This is a genomic window from Peptoniphilus senegalensis JC140 (assembly GCF_000321025.1).
Taxonomy (GTDB): Bacteria; Bacillota; Clostridia; order Tissierellales; family Peptoniphilaceae; genus Peptoniphilus_A; species Peptoniphilus_A senegalensis.
This window is the reverse complement of the sequence record NZ_HE610719.1, coordinates 75,272-92,872: the sequence shown is the minus strand read 5'-3', so window position 1 is coordinate 92,872 and position 17,601 is coordinate 75,272. Positions and strand designations below refer to the sequence as shown.

General features: G+C 31.9%; 18 protein-coding genes and 2 pseudogenes. 2 read left to right on the top strand and 18 right to left on the bottom strand.

What is annotated here, in order from left to right; all coding sequences use genetic code 11:
• Window positions 1-2: 2 nt before the first annotated feature.
• From PTSHG_RS08705 to PTSHG_RS08690, 4 genes are read right to left on the bottom strand one after another with little or no spacing between them, the layout of a single operon-like run.
• Entirely contained in the window at window positions 3-425 is a 423-nt protein-coding gene (locus PTSHG_RS08705) for an ATP synthase subunit C (RefSeq protein WP_019108516.1), read from the bottom strand.
• Between the two features lie 14 nt (window positions 426-439).
• A complete protein-coding gene (locus PTSHG_RS08700) occupies window positions 440-2,377 on the bottom strand; it encodes a V-type ATP synthase subunit I (RefSeq protein WP_019108515.1) in 1,938 nt (645 codons plus the stop codon).
• The gene (locus tag PTSHG_RS08695; RefSeq protein WP_019108514.1) at window positions 2,358-3,365 is read right to left on the bottom strand and encodes a V0D/AC39 family V-type ATPase subunit; all 1,008 of its coding nucleotides are present in this window, start codon (window positions 3,363-3,365) and stop codon (window positions 2,358-2,360) included. The genes PTSHG_RS08700 and PTSHG_RS08695 overlap by 20 nt, the downstream gene beginning before the upstream one ends.
• Window positions 3,358-3,690, bottom strand: coding sequence for a hypothetical protein (locus PTSHG_RS08690; RefSeq protein WP_238318778.1), 333 nt, complete (start codon window positions 3,688-3,690; stop codon window positions 3,358-3,360). Before PTSHG_RS08690 ends, PTSHG_RS08695 begins: the two co-directional genes overlap by 8 nt.
• Before the next feature lie 790 nt (window positions 3,691-4,480).
• On the opposite strand from PTSHG_RS08690, the pseudogene PTSHG_RS10270 reads away from it, so the two are divergent.
• Window positions 4,481-4,675 (top strand): annotated as a pseudogene (locus PTSHG_RS10270) (transposase); the annotation flags it as partial.
• A 177-nt stretch (window positions 4,676-4,852) separates the two neighbouring features.
• On the opposite strand, the gene PTSHG_RS08685 reads toward PTSHG_RS10270, so the two are convergent.
• The 10 genes from PTSHG_RS08685 to PTSHG_RS08640 are packed head-to-tail and all read right to left on the bottom strand — an operon-like array spanning window position 4,853 to window position 14,045.
• Window positions 4,853-6,055, bottom strand: a complete 1,203-nt coding sequence (locus PTSHG_RS08685) for an ABC transporter permease (protein ID WP_019108512.1) — start codon at window positions 6,053-6,055, stop codon at window positions 4,853-4,855.
• Window positions 6,055-6,480, bottom strand: a complete 426-nt coding sequence (locus tag PTSHG_RS08680; protein WP_019108511.1) for an FMN-binding protein — start codon at window positions 6,478-6,480, stop codon at window positions 6,055-6,057. Before PTSHG_RS08680 ends, PTSHG_RS08685 begins: the two co-directional genes overlap by 1 nt.
• Window positions 6,477-7,196: an ABC transporter ATP-binding protein gene (locus PTSHG_RS08675; protein ID WP_005953892.1), complete on the bottom strand. Its 720-nt coding sequence runs from the start codon at window positions 7,194-7,196 to the stop codon at window positions 6,477-6,479. The genes PTSHG_RS08680 and PTSHG_RS08675 overlap by 4 nt, the downstream gene beginning before the upstream one ends.
• An 11-nt stretch (window positions 7,197-7,207) precedes the next feature.
• The gene (locus tag PTSHG_RS08670) at window positions 7,208-8,356 is read right to left on the bottom strand and encodes an ABC transporter permease (protein ID WP_019108510.1); all 1,149 of its coding nucleotides are present in this window, start codon (window positions 8,354-8,356) and stop codon (window positions 7,208-7,210) included.
• Entirely contained in the window at window positions 8,346-9,629 is a 1,284-nt protein-coding gene (locus PTSHG_RS08665) for an ABC transporter permease (RefSeq protein ID WP_019108509.1), read from the bottom strand. The genes PTSHG_RS08670 and PTSHG_RS08665 overlap by 11 nt, the downstream gene beginning before the upstream one ends.
• 8 nt (window positions 9,630-9,637) lie before the next feature.
• Window positions 9,638-10,900, bottom strand: a complete 1,263-nt coding sequence (locus PTSHG_RS08660; protein ID WP_026088882.1) for a DUF2318 domain-containing protein — start codon at window positions 10,898-10,900, stop codon at window positions 9,638-9,640.
• 57 nt (window positions 10,901-10,957) lie between these two features.
• The gene (locus PTSHG_RS08655; protein WP_019108507.1) at window positions 10,958-11,623 is read right to left on the bottom strand and encodes an iron transporter; all 666 of its coding nucleotides are present in this window, start codon (window positions 11,621-11,623) and stop codon (window positions 10,958-10,960) included.
• A 9-nt stretch (window positions 11,624-11,632) separates the two neighbouring features.
• Window positions 11,633-12,970: an FTR1 family iron permease gene (locus tag PTSHG_RS08650; RefSeq protein WP_019108506.1), complete on the bottom strand. Its 1,338-nt coding sequence runs from the start codon at window positions 12,968-12,970 to the stop codon at window positions 11,633-11,635.
• A 2-nt stretch (window positions 12,971-12,972) separates the two neighbouring features.
• Entirely contained in the window at window positions 12,973-13,650 is a 678-nt protein-coding gene (locus PTSHG_RS08645; protein WP_019108505.1) for an ABC transporter ATP-binding protein, read from the bottom strand.
• Entirely contained in the window at window positions 13,650-14,045 is a 396-nt protein-coding gene (locus tag PTSHG_RS08640; protein ID WP_019108504.1) for a DUF4418 family protein, read from the bottom strand. The genes PTSHG_RS08645 and PTSHG_RS08640 overlap by 1 nt, the downstream gene beginning before the upstream one ends.
• A 198-nt stretch (window positions 14,046-14,243) precedes the next feature.
• Between PTSHG_RS08640 and PTSHG_RS10330 the strand changes: the two are divergent.
• Window positions 14,244-14,423: pseudogene (locus PTSHG_RS10330) on the top strand (transposase); the annotation flags it as partial.
• A 139-nt stretch (window positions 14,424-14,562) separates the two neighbouring features.
• Here the strand turns inward: PTSHG_RS10330 and PTSHG_RS09700 are convergent.
• From PTSHG_RS09700 to PTSHG_RS08620, 4 genes are read right to left on the bottom strand one after another with little or no spacing between them, the layout of a single operon-like run.
• On the bottom strand, window positions 14,563-14,736 hold the full coding sequence (locus tag PTSHG_RS09700) for a FeoB-associated Cys-rich membrane protein (protein ID WP_019108503.1): 174 nt from the start codon (window positions 14,734-14,736) through the stop codon (window positions 14,563-14,565).
• Entirely contained in the window at window positions 14,723-16,882 is a 2,160-nt protein-coding gene (gene feoB, locus PTSHG_RS08630) for a ferrous iron transport protein B (RefSeq protein ID WP_019108502.1), read from the bottom strand. Before feoB ends, PTSHG_RS09700 begins: the two co-directional genes overlap by 14 nt.
• A gap of 1 nt (window position 16,883) precedes the next feature.
• The gene (locus PTSHG_RS08625; RefSeq protein ID WP_019108501.1) at window positions 16,884-17,126 is read right to left on the bottom strand and encodes a FeoA family protein; all 243 of its coding nucleotides are present in this window, start codon (window positions 17,124-17,126) and stop codon (window positions 16,884-16,886) included.
• 2 nt (window positions 17,127-17,128) lie between these two features.
• Window positions 17,129-17,359 (bottom strand): FeoA family protein, encoded by a 231-nt coding sequence (locus tag PTSHG_RS08620; protein ID WP_019108500.1) that lies wholly within the window; start codon window positions 17,357-17,359, stop codon window positions 17,129-17,131.
• Between the last annotated feature and the right edge of the window lie 242 nt (window positions 17,360-17,601).

Sequence of the window (17,601 nt, the reverse complement as noted above, 5' to 3'; positions counted from 1 at the left end):
TATTATAGTCTTCCAAGAATCATGATTGAAATGATAAGACCATAAATAGCAATACCTTCTGCAAGTCCTAGGTAGATCATTGATTTACCAAGAATGTTAGGGTCTTCAGATACAGCCCCAATTGCTGCAGAACCTACGTTTGATACGGCAACACCAGCCCCAAGAGATGCAAGACCAGTTGAAAGACCTGCTGCTAAAAATCCAAGACCGTTACCTGATGTTGGAGCAGCTGCTGCAGCTGATGCCATTTGAGGTACTAATGAAATAAGACCAAATACAAATACTGGTGCAAAAACAAATAGGTTAAGTTTCAAAAAAGCACGGGCAAATTTTCTATTTGCATCTGTTCCCTTGTATATGAAATAAAAACCTGTAACAACCATTGAAAATACTGTCAAAACTGCGAAAATAATAATTTTTTCCATCTTTAAACTCCTCATTAATAAATTTTATCGGCTTCAAAAAGTACGCCGTCACCACTATAATACTTGCTAAACATTTCGTAATATTCAAGTCTTAGAGATTGAATAAATACAATTAGACCTTCAAGTCCTAAAATCAAAATATTGCCAAAAATTAAAACTGCAATATTTCCTCCACTTGAACCAACCATTTCTCCAAGTGTCTTAAATGCCAAGAACAAACCAACGTGATTTATTGCAAAGGCACCTACCCTTATAAATGAAATAATAGATGACATAGTTGACAAAAGAGCTTCTAATAGCCCAAAGGATGACTCAATATAATAATCTGAGGCAGATCCTTCTCCTTCTCTCTTAAATAAAACTTTAAGAATAGGTCTTTTTAATAGCATAATCACAAGACATACAATTAAAATTTTAAGTGAGATATTCATAGGTATAGGGGCACTTGCTCCCATAACTGACATGCCAATGTTAATCATTGCAACAAAAATTAAAACTCCCAAAAAACCTTCCTTTGAGAAAAAGGCTTCATCTGGTCTACCACTTTTTAGTCTATTGTAAATACCTATGCCATAGGCTATGGCAAGTAAAATAATGCCAAAGTAAATTGCAATTATAAGTGTATCATTTATATTTTCAAAGGGCCTAAACCACACTGCAGGAATAATTTCTTCGCTTCCAAAAACCGATCCATACATCAAGCCAAAAAACATAGATGATGCACCCATCCTTAAAAGAAGACCGCCAAAGTCTTTGTTCTTCTTTGCTAACATCAGTCCAGCAATTGCAAATACAGCCCCTTGACCCAAATCGCCAAACATTGCTCCAAAAAGAATCATGTATGTTATACCAAAAATTACAGTAGGGTCAAATTCCCCATAATTAGGTGTCCCATACATATTTATTAGTAGTTCAAAGGGCTTGAAAAAATTTGCATTTTTTAACTTTGTTGGAATTTTCATATTCTCATTATTGGGATCAAAATACTCAATATTAATCTCTTTGTATTTAGATAGCTTTTTATTTAACCTATTTTTATCAGATTCTCCAACCCAACCTGAAAGATAAAAATATTTATTTGATTTAAGCATAAACTTCTTAGATTTTTCAATTTCTTCATAGCTAAGCATGTGAGCAAGAGTAGTTTTTAAATCTTCACTTCTACTTTTCAAAAGATTCTTTTTATATTCTTCAATTTCAAAAATCTTTCTCTTAATATTTTCCTCTTCTTCTTCAATGTTTTTATAAATTAAATTAGCTGTTCCTTCGATATTTTCCCCAAGAAGTTCAACTTCAGTAAAGTTCAAGCTCTTTAGAACTCTGTCTACATCAGTTTCCGTTTCCTTTGGATAAATTACTAGGAAAAGCTCTCTATTATCAACAGTGCCTGTGTGATAAATCATCGCCAAGATATTGCCATAATTTTTCTTTAATCTATATCTTGCATCCTTGTCCAAGAAACCAAACCTAGTATTGAAGTATCTTAAATCAGCGATGTCTTTTAAATCAATATCAACATTTTTAAATAATTCATAATTTTCCTTTAAAGTATCAAGGATTTTTAAATTTTCTTTAGTTTGTTCATATTCATTAATTTTTTCACTGATATTTTTTACAAAGGAATCAATGTCTTCATCCACATTTACCTTTTCAAAGTAAGAATCATCAATTTTGTCGATTCCCAAAAACTTCATAATCTCAGCTGCTTTTTTAGCAGAAGATTTGTGAGCTTCATCCTCTTCAATAGGCGAAATATAGTTTAACTCAAGATTTCTCTCTAAATTTTCTTCATTGTCTAAGCTAAATGTAAACTTGTTGTCTGCCATATTAGCTTCAGCAGACATAAATTGCATACATTTCAAATTTAAAATGTCAAGGACAACAGAATCCATATCAGATATATTTCCAATGATATTAGCGACCTTCATTTTTTCAACGGCCAATTTCTTCACTTCCCTCTCTATCAACAATCATATATTTTAACTTTTCATCCTTATTTAGACCAAACCTAGTAGCTTCTAGAATTCTATCAATATTTGCAATCTCAAAATCCAATAAAACCAAAAAGCTCATGAATTTTCCAATACCATCAGTTCTTCTAAAGTTTTTCTTTGCAATCCCATACATTGTCTTTTTTGCAGTCCTTCCAGTTCTGATAACTCTTCCCTCTGCAAAAAGTACGCCATATTTAGAGCTTTTTATCACTTCTTCAAAATCAATTTCTTCTAAATAAGAAAACTCAAGAAGTTTTTCAGAATTATAATTACCACCAAAAATAGTAAAGTTGAAAATTTCTTCAGGCGAAAGATTATAATATTTCTTCGCCCTATAAATCCAAATAATATTTAATAAATCAATATTTACACCAAAAATCTTCTTAAATTCATCAACTTCATCTTTTGAAAGAGATTTTATTGAATCAGTTAAGTTCCTATAATAAAACTTGTCTAAATTCATTTCTATGGCAAAGAGAGCATCCTCATCCTTTGAAGACTTATAATTTTTTATATACTCATAATAGTGAGTATCCCTTAAATTGTCTATAAAAGACTCGAAAGTCTCATCATTAAAGCTAATGATCTTGCCTCCGATAACAAGTTTGTCAACTTTTGGCTCTTTATTCATCCTCAAAGCTCTCAAGATTTTAATAATCTTATCGACATTCATCCTCTCTAAATATGCCTTCAAAAAATCTCCATATCTTAGAGGAAGAAAACCACGAAGTTTTGTAACCTCACTTCGCCTATAATTTTCCAAGAACTCTTCAATTTCATAAATATCTGAAAAAGAATCAATGTTAGGAAACTTTTTATCCTTTAGATATGCTAGGCAGTCCCTTACATTGTCCCTTTCGGCAATTTCCTCAAAATCTTCATATACTAAAAAATCAGAATACATTTTTGAAATCTTAGCATTTAAAGCCTTTAGACCATCAAACATTTGACTTCCTTCCAATCACCATATCAAAGGCACTCTTTATGAATTTGTCAGAATTTTCATTGTAAAATTCTTCTATCTCTTTAAGATTTCTTTCGTTATCCTTTCTCAAATTATCAGCTTTTTTTTCAAAGTCAGCTAAAATTTCATCGCTCTTTTCTTTTCCAAGAGCTTTTGACTTTTCAATTGATTCATTTTCAATATCAGTCAACTTTTCCCTCAAGTCTTTTTTAATACTTTCGATTTCTTTTTCAGTATTATCGACAAGTTCTCTAGTCTTTTGATCTATTGCTAAAATACTATCTATACTTTCTTTCAAAAATATCACCACTCTTTTTATTTCCTTGTGCATTTCTCATTATATTACTTTGTAATTCTAATTCAAGGGAATTATTTCACTTTTGAAAATTTCACTAAATTTTCACATTTCGCATAATGAATAATCTTTTTGCAATGCGAAAAAATTATTTATAAATAATTTCTAATGATTTTAAATTAAAACTTTCTTAAAAAAAAGCTCAATTTTTTAAGTTTTTGTGCTTTAGTTTTTGTAATAATGAGCTTTTAAAGTCCAAAGTGTGTTTTTAGGCTAAGCTTAAATAAAGAACTTGCTTTTTCAAAAAAAATAAAAAATTATGGCTCTTTTATAAAAAAATTATTACTGCAAGGACTTTAAACTTTTGATGCATAAAAAAAGGAATGCCTTCAAAAAGACATCCCTTCTATATTTTTTATTTGTGTAGGTAATATGTTGGACATGAACCATGACAAGCGTCACAACCACAATCACAAGATCCCTTACTTTTTATAAGTTTTTTATAGCGAAAGCTATCAAAACTATAACTACTGCTCCAACTATTATATTAGCCATAATTTCACCTTCTCTTAATAATAAGAGAAGTAGGAGCCTACTTACAAAATCTGCTCTAAGCTAAGCTCTGATCAAGCTGAAGGTGTTTCTTTAATGCTTGGTTTTAGTGAAGATTTAAAAATTAGCATATAGGTTAAAAGAATTATTTTACTGTGTGCCCTGTGGGTACCAATATGTTCTTACTCAAACCAATAGAGTTATAGCCACTAAATCTTTAAGAGAATGGATAAAATGAGCTGAGGAATCTAATTTAAAAGAATTTAAATCTTGTATAACTGCTTTTAATAACTGGTTTGATGAAATATGTAATTCTTTTGATTATACTTGGTCTAATGGTCCTCTTGAAGGAACTCATACTAAGATAAAGACTTTAAAGAGAAATTGTTTTGGTATGAAAAATTTTAATTTGTTTAGAAAGAGAATTATGTTTGCTTGTAAGTAGGGATAGGAAAATGGGAAAATTTTACAAAATCCCTAGGGGTTTTGTTTGCTATGTTTATTTTTAATAGTTTTTACTTATTTTAGTTTTGATATTCTATTAGCATCTAAGTATTTATTTTTAAATAAAAAGAGAGACTCGAGTTAAGGAGTCTCCCCAATATTTGGCAAAGAGCCTATTTTAATCATTATCTCTTTGCATCAACAATAATTCTTCTTTATTCATTTTATTAATAGCAATAATTGAAGATATTGGTCCTAATAAGGTTCCTAAAATTATTACTATTATTAACATTAAAAGCATAAGGAATATATTTGGTCTTAAAAAAGGCATATTCAAAAGTGATGAAAATACATTATTGAAAGTTATACTTAAAACGAAGGAAAGCACAGAACCTATTACTGCCCCTGTTCCATTAATCAGTATGGATTCACTAAGAACTATTTCACTAAGTTTTTTCTTTGTTGCTCCTAATATCCTTATGGTTGCAAATTCTCTTTTCCTTTCCTTAACTGATAAGGTATTTACAAGACTTAAAATAAAGAAAGCTAGTATCCAAATCAAAGCTATCAATATATACACATATACAAGCATGTTTTTTGCTGAATCTGAAACTTGTGTCATTATTTTTCTTGGCAATAAAGGATACACTTTTTCTTTTTTAAATTCTTCTTTAATAAGTTTTTGAATTGTTTTTGGATCTTTGTTTTTTTCAACTTTTACTAAAATAGAAGATATATCATCTTTTTTTGCCACCGGATGATTAATTATCTTTTCATATTCCTTGGCTAATCTATGAGTTTCTTCTATTGTCATAAAAACTGAATTATCAAAGCCCATGCCAGTTTTTGCTAGCCTACCTCTTATCTCAAATTCTTGATTAAAAAATTTAACCTTATGATTAATAGTCCCCACAATATTAGCGCCTACAACAACTTGTCCAGCTTTAATTGGAGATTTGATCTGTTTTTCAAGCCATGGTTTAACGCTAAAGTCATCAAAAAAGTCAATTCCTATAACTTGAATGGGAAAAGAGCAGCATCCAGCAGAAAGTGTCGCTAGATAAACTTGACCACAAGCCTTTTCAACTCCTGGTATTTTTTTTACTCTATTTAATATGTCCTTGTCAAAAAAGAATGTATTAGGTTCTCCCCTTAATATTGCGCCTGTAATTTTGGAATCATAACCTTCTGGAACTACTATAATGTCTGCCCCCATCCTATCTGATAGAGATTTCATGCCGTTTTTAAGAGAAAAAATTATAAATGACGACATAAATAAAATAAAAGTTAAAATTCCTACAAGAAAAATTAAGGTAATTGACCTTGTCTTTTTATTTTCTATATTCTTTTTTGCTAAATTAACTGTGTATAAATCTTTCATTATTTTGCATCAGCAAGAGCATTGTTGCAAGCTTCTATAAATTGCTTGTAGGTTTCTGTTGCTCCCGAAATAACGTCCACTCCTTCAGGACTTCCTTTTTCCACTAATCTATCTGGGTATGACTTTGCAAGATTTATAGCTTGTTGGGCAATCTTATATAGTCCTTCATTTTGGCTTTGACCATAAGATTCATCCTTTTCTTTTCCATCTCCATCAATGTTTTGCATTGTGCAAGATTCAATCTTATTGTCTTTAACACTTATATCCACTTTTACAAGTCCGCCTCTTTCATCCTTGGCAGATTCTCCATGATATGTGCCGTCCTTATAGCTTACGCTTGGAGCTTCTTCTTTTTTATCTCCTCCACAAGCAACTAGGACAAGCCCCAAAGATAAAATTATTAATGCATTTAAAATTTTTCTCATATAAACTCCTTAAGTTTTTCGTCTTTTATTGTAGAATCAAGAACAGGTCTTTTTCTTTTCATTTTTTCTTCTTTTGTAATCTTACCATGTTCAAGAGTTATCATTCTTTCAGATTCTTCACCGACTTCAGGGTCGTGAGTTACAACAATAATTGTTGAACCTGCATTGTGAAGTTTTTCAAATATATCAAGAACTATATATTCATTCTTTTCATCCAAATTTCCCGTAGGTTCATCAGCTAAAAGTATAGCAGGATGATTGATAAGAGCTCTAGCTATACATACTCTTTGTTGTTCCCCACCTGATAATTGGTTGGGTAAGTGCTTGGCTCTATCAGCAAGACCTACTGCAGCCAAAGCTTCCATTGCTTCTTGTGCATCTGGCATAGAATGATAATATTGTGACATCATTACATTTTCCAAAGCACTTAAATAATTAACTAAATGAAATTGTTGGAAAATAAGTCCTATCTTATCCCTTCTAATAACTGTTAGTTCCTTAGGTGATTTTTTTGCTATATCTTCACCATCCAAAATAACTTCGCCAAGTGAAGGTTTATCCATGGCACCAATAATATTCATCATTGTTGTTTTACCAGAACCTGATGGACCCATTATAGAAATCCATTCGCCCTTTTCTACACTTAAATTGATTTTGTCAAGGGCTTTAAGTTCACCATAAATTTTTGAAACATCTACGAGTTTTAATATATCCATAAAATTCCTTTCTATTCTCCACGAAGCACTAAAGCTGGATCAATATCAACAGTTTTAGATACTGGTATTAAAGATGCAACTATAGTTATTACTATACAAACAATAATTGTCATAGGTACTAAAAGAGGCAAGAAACTTACCTTTCTAGCAAATACCGAAATACTTACCCTATTGGCAAATATATATCCTAATGCAACACCTAAAAGTCCACCAAAAACCCCCAAAAATGCTCCTTCACCTAAAAAGTCAACGATTACTGACGAATTTGTGGCGCCCAAAGCTTTCTTAAGACCTATTTCTTTACGCCTTTCAGTTACAACTGCCATCATTGTTGTGGATACACATATCATCATTATGAATAATACTATTATCGTTACAATGAAGACAAGAGCTTGTAATTTATTCAAAACTATATCTTGTGAGGCGGTAACTCTTTTTACCATTTGTGGAGTTAGAGATCCATCCTTTTGTGAAATATTTGATACTATTTTTGAAAGTTCATTTTGTTCAGCTTCTACTGAATATTCTACGACATCATAATTTTTGTCTTTAACAAGCTGTGAAATATCATCAATACCCATAAAAATAAATTCTTCTTCTTTACCACCTGTTGTTACAACTCCTGAAACAACAAAATTAGTATCTATAGAACCTTCTCCATTAACTTTGGGAGTATTTATAATAATTTTATCTCCCTCTTTTAATTCCAAAGCCTTTGAAACTTCATTACCTATTAAAACTTCTCTAGGTTTTTCAGGCCATGAACCATCAATAAGCCAGTATGGAGAATTTTCTTTCGCTCCCTTTAAATCTGTACCTGCAAGCATATAAGGTTGTTCATTAATTTTTGCATTTGTATAAATATAGGGTGCCTGACCGACAAGCTTTCCTGATGGAATTAACGATTTAATTTCATCTAACTGTTCATTGGTAATTTTTTTATCAGGGTTAGTTGGAATTACCAACATATTTGCACCATAAGACCTAAACTCCTTACCCATTTGTCTAGGAATATCATAGTAAATAGTAACAAGTCCTGAAATAATTGTTGCTCCCATAGCTATAGCAAGTAGTGCTGTTAACATTCTTGCACGTCTCCTTGCCAAGGAAGTCATTATCATTTTTAAGTAAAATTTATTTTTACTTTGTTTATCTGCCATGTAGTACCTCCGTTGGATTTAAATTCAAAAGGTATCTTATAGCTGGTATTGAACCCAATATTGTAACAAGAATAATAAGTATTGCTACAATAGGAACTACCATAGCTGTTGGAGCTATTGCTGAACCAAAAACTGTTAGACCAATAATCTGAGTAAGTAGCAGACCAACACCGTAACCTATAACTGTTCCAAATATCGCTGTCAAAATTATTTCCACAAGAATTATGGAAATTATCCTTCCATTTGACGCCCCTATAGCTTTTTGAAGTCCAATTTCATTAGATCTTTCCATTACAGATGCTGTAATAAGATTAGAAATACCAAAGCCTGAACCAATCAAAGTTAATACTGTAATTAAAACCATAAGAAGAGTAGTCTTATTTAAAATATCTCCTTCACTTTCTGCAACTTGGCGAATTGGCTTAGCTACAGAATCAGTCATTACTTCTGTTATTTGATAACAAATAGCAGAAACATAAGCTGTACAATACCATACTTCCCATTCCTTAATAGTTAAAGATAGTGGGTTTTTGGCAGCCTTTCTTGCTAAGTCATTGTCTGGTGTAGTAAGAGCTGATACTTCAACTTTATTTACAACTCCAGTAACTCCAGCAAACTCTTGTGCTGTTTTTAAAGTAGCATATATAAATGCATCTTCATCAGAACCTGATGAGAAAATACCCTTAACTTTTAATTTTTTGTCTAAATTATTGCTTTTTAGTTGGATTTCATCACCAACTTTAAATCCATTTCTGTCTGCAAAAATCTTTCCAAGCATAACTGAATCGCTATCATTTTCTGATAACCACTCGCCTTGAACTTCCCACCAGTTTTTAAGTCTAATCATACCAGTATCAACTGATTCTCCAGTAGGCAAATCCATATGATTATTAAACCATGTTCCTACCATCTTAGTATGTTTAGAATCATTATTACAAGAAACCCAAGTGTTAAGATATGGCGTATAGTCTACAATATTGTAAGCCCAAAAAATAGTTTTAATGTTAGGAAGTTCTGATTCCTTTAAATATTTTTGAACCTGCCCCTCTTTTTCTTGCATGCCATACAAATCATCAAGAAGGGAAGCTTCCTTAGGCAATACATTAATATTTGCCCCATAGGTCTTTAATTCTTGATTAACTTTATCTCCAACACCGAGCATGGTATTTAACATTGAAGTGGCAAGAGAAGCTCCAAGGGCAACTGTAAATGCAATAAGAGCCATCTTTCCCTTTTGTCTAAAAAGCGCTCCTTTAACTATTCTCCAAAACATAAGCCCTCCTACTTAAATACATAAGACAATGCGTCAAGATCTTTTGGCGCAATCTTTATCTTTTTATCATGGACAATGTATGGGAAAGGTATCGGGTTACATCCACCCTTAAAACCTATTGTACCCCTATTCATTACAACGTCGCACAACTTACAAATAACATCATCGCCTCTTTCAAAATATCCAGATGGACCACATATCTCGCAGGCATCAAGTACAACTCCATAGGAACCTTCTGATTTTTTAATGCAGAAAAATCTCATTTGTGCACCATCCTTTGCCTTATACAAATATCTGTGCAAATGCATATCTTCTAAGCTACTTAAAGGAATAACAATCATTCCATTTTCAGTTTGATAATCTTCAGGTGGTGAAAGGGCCTGTTCCTTATTAGCATATGCCTTTCCAACCGTTAATGAAAAAGTATTAATAAATAGAACGACAAGGAAAAAAATTGCCCAATGTCTTTTATTCTTCATTCTATACTTTATTTTTCTTAACTGAGCCCTATTGCTATAATCTTCATTAACTTTAATATTTTGCTTATATAAAATTACTGGAATAGCTATCATAATTAACATTGTTGCAAATAAAAACACATTTTCGTGATTAGCTATAAATGCAATAACTCTAAAAAAGTTAACATTTCTAGGAATGATCCCTTTAGAATAAAATCTTTGAATTATGATATTAAATTGGCTTATACCCGAACATATCAAGCTCAAAAAAACAATAATCTTTAAGTTTTTACCTTCAAGTTTAACTGAAGACTTATATATGGCAAGTCCTGATAAAATCATCATAATTATCCCAAAAACAAAGCCTAAAATCCTAAAAAGTACAATAGTTGAAACAGCACTTTCGCCATAATATACAAATTTGTTTGATTGGTTAAATACATACGGTAAATAATAAAAACAAATTCCTACAAGATAAACAACAACCGATGATGAAATGAAATTATCATAAATTTTAGCATTTATCTTATCTTCAAATATCATAAAAATTAATATTAAAAATACTGAGATAACTATGGGTACCATAGACCAGAAATTCAATTCTGTCCTATTAATAAAATTAGGTATATTTCTTATAATTATTGAAACAATTGCTGCAATTACCCCTAAAACTAAAGAAATTATAATAACATACTTTTTATATTTGCTCTCTTTAGTTGTATAATAGGCAAGTATTAAAGAAATCATTAGAGAAAAGGCTATTCCCGCCTCCATAACTTTAATAAAAATTTTTAAAATAATTTCACCCCCCATAAATGCATATAAGGGGAACATGAATTCCCCTTCAAAATATTAAAAATTTTCAAAATTTTACCATTGTGGTCCGTTCCATTCGAAGTCAGTCCATTCTGCAACAAGTGGTTCTGTCCAGAATCTACCTGTTACACCAGTTTCTTTATCTACGTGTAGTAAGTAGTCATTGCCTGGTGCAGCTACTTCAAATTTTACATCATAAACACCAACACCTTCGTCAAATTTAACATTTGCACCATAGTGAGGACCATCAGATGCGTTCATTGGCATGAAAGCTACTTCTTGAACATGATCTGAACCTTTCTTTTGTAAATAAGCTTTTACTTTTAACCATGGAACAAAATCACCAACACCATAACCTAATGTTGAACCTTCTTGTGATGCTGTAATGTCAGCTTCAATATGGCAGTCAGCTTCTTCTTTAGGAATTGAGTTTCCTGCTGGTTCCATATCAACTGGTTGGAAATATACACCAGAGATTACTAAAGGTCCTTTAGTTTGGTCGTCGCCAATTGGAAATTCTTCAAATCCTGCATCTTCTCCTGGAGCTGCAGCTTTTGCATCTCCTGCTTCTTTCTTGTTTCCTTCAGCTGGTGTTTTTTCTTCTGTAGAAGTTTTAGCTGTATTATTAGCTTTTGTATCTTCTTTTTTACCACAAGCTGTAAACATTAATGCACACACAAGCGTCATAACAACAAGAAGTAAACTTTTCTTTTTTAACATAATACCCTCCTATTTTTTTTCTTGGCTGGCTTCAAGCTCAGCTCTAATTTTTTTGTTTCTATTATTTTGATAGATAACAGAAGCAATGGTTACTACTAATAGAATAATTTGTGGAATAAGATTTTCATACCTATCGTATATACCTATAACTTCAGCAGACCATCCATTCATCCAAGGAACTACAGTTCTGCCAATTACATCTGCTTCTTGTAATTCTCCTATGCCCTTTCCTAAGAAAGACAAGCAAAGTATAAACATTAGCCAAGAAGTAAATGTAAAGAATGGTTTTAATGGTAGCCTTACAGAAACTTTAGCAATTAAATAATATACAATTGCAAGTATTATGGCGGCAACTAAAAGTCCAATCCACATATGCATTGGATTATCAGAAATACCTGTTCTCATACCTTGGAAAAACAAAATAAGTTCTGCACCCTCTCTTGCTACTGCTAAGAATGAAGTGAAAGATAAGGCAAAATAATTACCCTTGGAAACAGATTGCTCAACTTTGTTTTTAATGTATCTATTCCAAACTTCGACTTCAGATTTAGAAAGCATCCAATTGGATACATAAAATAGTACGATAACAGCAAGAAACATCGCAATTCCTTCGAATATTTCTTGTCCCATTCCAGACTCAACTTCTCCCACTGTATTGGCGACGATATTAAATACTCCAGCTAGGACTACTGAAAAAACAATGCCTAGCAAGGCTCCAATATATACACCTTTTAAATAAATTCTATTATTAGTCTTTGATAAATATGCAGCAATGGCAGCTACAACTAAAATGGCTTCAAGTCCTTCACGAAGTGTAAGTCCAAGAACTGCAAAAAATGTGCCAAATCTTTTTAGCAGCTCTCCCAACAATTGACCTGTTGAAAGGCTGTTTGCGTCTTCTTGACTTTGACCACTGGACTTAGAATCTCCAGAGGTTCCATCAAGAGTATGAGCATCTTCATGAAGATAAGTTATAAGTGCATCAATTTCATCTTTAACTTCTTTTGGGTCTGCATCTTCTTTGATAGAATTTTTTGCTCTGTAAAATTGATGTTCAACCATTGAACCCCTTTGGCCTGAAATTGCAGACATAGTTGTTTTTTCAAATCCAATTTTTTCATAGAATTTAAAGTAAGCAACATTAACTGCATCTGTGGCCGCTTTTTTAGCATCCTTATCTCCAGGCTTATAAACTTCCACAGCTTTTTGTAAATGTTCTGACATAGCATCAGCGACTTCAACCCAGTTACCATAATTTGTTTCTGCTGCAAAAGCAGGCATGAAAGTGAGGCTAATCATGATTACTATCATTGCGAAAATGCTAGTCCTTTTCTTTAATAAATTCATCTCTATCCCTCTTTTTTTATTAAACTTCCATCTTCCATTTGGCAAAGTGTATTGCCATATTTTAAAATATCAAGCTCATGAGTAACTATAATAAGTGCAGTACCTTTAGAATTTATTTTTTTTAATAAATCCATTATCTCCATAGTAGTATTTTTATCCAAATCACTTGTAGGCTCATCTAAAATCAAAAGTTCCGGCGAATTAATCATAGATCTGGCTATCAGCACTCTTTTTAGCTCTCCTCCAGATAAATTTTTAGGAAAATCATCTTTCAAATGCAAAATTCCCATCTCATCAAGAAGCATAGCTGCTTTTTCATAAGCAGAGTCATCTCTTTTAAATAGATAATAAGGAAGAGACACATTCTCTAAAACATTTAAATTTGGAAGTGTTCCTAGACTTTGTGGCACAAAACCTATGACTTCATTCCTATATTTGCTAATTTCTCTATCAGAAAAATCACTCATATCTTTGCCCTTAGCAAAAATTTTACCTTCAGTCGGTTTTAATAAACCAGACAAAAGATTTAAAAAAGTTGACTTCCCTGAACCACTTCTGCCAATTATATTGACAAACTCTCCCTCCTCCAAGGTAAAGTTTACATTTTTAACTGCAAAAAGTGTATTAGAACCTCTCTTAAAACTCTTACTTAAATTTTCAGTTTTAATTATTGATTCCATTATGAATTTCTTTCTTTCATGCAATAATAAATATTAACTAAAACCAATATGCCTGCCAACAATGTGCAAAGTGGAATGGTTTTTGCTCTGCAAGCCATATCGGCTTTCATACATCCACCAATAAGCACATGAGTGTTTAGTATCTCTAAAATACCAATTGCTATATTTGAAATAGATAATCCTAAAGATATTTTTGAATCTTTAACTACAATAAGAATAATTGCTAATACTAAAATGACTGCGCCAATACCCATAGTCATATTTCCCATCCAATGGCATTTCATGAACATCCCATTTTCCATAGGAGGACAAACTGGTGTTATAAATTTTGGTGCAAGCACTAACAAGAGACCTATAATAGCAGAAATATATCCTAAAATCTTTTTTCTACTCATTTTAATTATCCTTTCTACTTATCTTTATTGATGACATTGTAATATAAAAACGTGTTTATATTTTTTTGAAAATTACATTAATTATATGTAAATTGGTAATTAATATCATTTAATTATCATTTTTAATTATAGTGTGTAATTTTACTAAATTTTTACAAGATTTTCTTAGAATATATTTAATAAAATTTAAAAAAATTTAGATCTTGTGTCGCTGCTTTTAATAAGTGGTTTGATGAAATATGCAATTCTTTTGACTGTCATTGGTCTAATGGTCCTCTTGAAGGCACACATACTAAGATAAAAACTTTAAAGAAAAATTGTTTTGGTATGAAAAATTTTAATTTATTTAGAAAAAGAATTATTTTTGCATGTAAGTAGTGATAGGAAAACGGGAAAATTCGCAAAACCCCTAGGGGTTTTGTTGCTATGCTTATTTTTAATGGTTTTTTAGTTATTTTAGATTTGATAGTTCATTAGTGTATAAGTATTGATTTTTACATAAAGAAAGAGACTCGAGTTAACGAGTCTCCCCAATATTTGACATAGAGCCTTTTTTTTCATTTACTGAGCAGGTGCTGTGACAAGACTGGCAGCCACATCCGCATCCACTCTTTTTGTGCATTACTTTTTTTACTGCAAGGGCAATTACAGCAATTATAACAAGGGCGACTAAAATATTAATTGGACTCATACTTTACCACCTCATCCTTTTTCTTTTCAAAATCCCTTTCATTTAGCTTTGACCTGTCTTTTCTAAATAGTAAGTAACCATAGATAAATAGAACTACTATAGCGAGGGCTGTCATTAGATTAAAGGATCCACCTTCAAGCAATCTTCCAAATTGATAAATCATAAAGGCAACTGTGTAGGAGAATAAGATTTGATACCCTATTGCTAGTCCAAACCATTTCTTTGAACCCATTTCTTCTTTTATAGCTCCCGTTGCTGCAAAGCAAGGAACTGTAAGTTGGTTGAAGAAAACAAAGGCAAAGGCTGATGCTGTAGTAAATCTTTCAGCTACAAGCGCAACCATTGGAGCATCTTCTGCTCCAACTTCCCCAATGCCTGCAAGAACTCCATAGGTTCCAACTACAATTTCTTTGGCAACAAGTCCAAGAATTGTAGCAACACTTGCTATCCAATCGCCAAAGCCAAGAGGAGCAAATACTGGTGCAATGGCCTTTCCTATTACTGCAAGAATTGAATCTTCAGGATCTGCATTGAAGTCCATAAAGTGTCCTGTAACAGAAATGCTCTTCAAGAACCAAATTACAACTGTTGCTAGAAGGATTATTGTTCCAGCCTTTACTACAAAGGCCTTACATCTAAACCAAGTTGCCTTTAAAACATTGTGGGCACTTGGCATGTGGTACTCAGGAAGTTCCATTACAAAAGGTGCTGGATCTCCAGAAAAATACTTTGTCTTCTTTAAAATTATTCCAGATACTACTACAGCGATTATTCCGCCAAAGTACCAAAGAGGTGCATACCACCATCTGCCACCTAAAAAGGCAGCAAACATTGCAATAACATCTAGCTTGGCACCGCAAGGCATAAAGGATGCAGTCATAATAGTCATCCTTCTGTCATTGTCTGACTCAATGGTCCTCGTTCCCATAATTGCAGGTACAGAACAACCTGTTCCCATTAAAATTGGAATGAAAGACTTGCCAGATAAACCAAATTTTCTGAAAACTCTATCTAGTATAAAGGCAATTCTAGACATATATCCAATATCTTCTAGGATTGCGATAAATAAGAATAGAACAGCAATAACTGGTAAAAATCCCAATACTGCTCCAACTCCACCGATTATTCCATCAACTAATAGTGATGTCAAAAATTCAGATGTTCCAGCATTTTCTAAAAATCCTCTAAAGCTTCCTCCAACAATTTCTCCAAAGAAATTGTCATTTACCCAGTCAGTTACTGGCCCACCAACATAATTTATAGCCAATATATAAACTAAAGTTATTACTCCAGCAAAAATTGGAATAGCCAAGAATCTATTTGTAACTATCCTATCGATCTTGTCAGAAGTAGTCATTCCCTTTCTGCCTTTTTTTACAGAATCTCTTGTGACTTCAGATACAAAATTGTATCTTCCATCAGTTATTATGCCTTCTCCATCATCGTCGTATTTTTCTTCAGCTTCTTCAATAATTTCCTTTAGCCTTCTAGTTTCATTTCCATATAAAGGATATTCTTTAATTATTTTTTCATCTTCTTCAAAAAATTTAACTGCAAGCCATCTCTTGGCAGGATTATCTTTTATAACACTAAATTTTTCAATTTCTTTGATATATTTTTCAATATCCTCTTCAAATTCATGATAATGAGTCGTTTTTGAATTAGCTGCATTTCTTGCTGCCTCAATTAATTTATCTATATTCTCATTTTTTAGCGCAGAAATTTCAACAATTTTACAGCCAAGATCTTTTTCTAACATCTTAATATCTATGAAGTCATTATTTTTTCTAACAACATCCATCATATTAAGGGCAATTACAACTGGAATACCAAGCTCAACAAGTTGTGTCGCCAAAAATAAATTTCTTTCAATATTTGTTGCGTCAACAACATCAATAATTGCATCTGGTCTTTCATTTATCAAATAATCTCTTGATACAACTTCTTCCAAAGTGTATGGAGAAAGTGAATAAATGCCAGGCAAATCTGTGAAGTGAACATCTTTATCCTTTTTATACTTGCCAGTCTTTTTTTCAACAGTTACCCCTGGCCAGTTACCAACATATTGATTTGAACCAGTTAAGTTGTTGAAAAGAGTGGACTTACCACTATTAGGATTTCCAGCAAGTGCAATAGTAATAGCCATCTTAGTCCTCCTTCTTTTCTATCTCTTCAATAGAAATGAGCTCAGCATCAGCTTTTCTTATGCTAAGCTCATAATTTCTAATGTTAATTTGTACGGGGTCCCCTAGAGGTGCCACCTTTCTTATGTATATCTCAGCATTTTTTGTGATTCCCATGTCCATTATTCTTCTCTTTAAAGGACCTGAACCATTAATTTTTTTAACAATATAATATCTACCAACAATTGCATCTCTTAATGTTTGCAAATTTACATCTCCTCTACTAAAACTTTTTTTGCAATGTCTTTGCCTATAGCAACTCTTGCATCTTTAATAGAAACAATTAAATTACCATCGTTCTCGTTTACAACTTTTATAATCGCACCCTTAACAAATCCAAGATTTGCAAGGTAAGATTCAGTTACGCTACTATTTTTTAAACTTTTAACTTTTAAAATTTTAAAATTTATATTTAATGGCGCCATTATCAAACTAAGCATCTTTACACCTACTTATTTAATAAGAAATAATTTTTTTATATTTGAATTTGATTATCAATTTCTTAAACAATTATAACACAGCTAATTGAAAAATAAAATAAATCTGATAATATTTTTAAATTAATTTTATTAAAAAAATTATGAAATTTTTTCATAGATATAATATTTTTAACTCTTCGATTTTTAGAAAATTTTTATTTCGTTAAAGTAATTTTAAATATAATAAGTTCTAAACAAAAAAA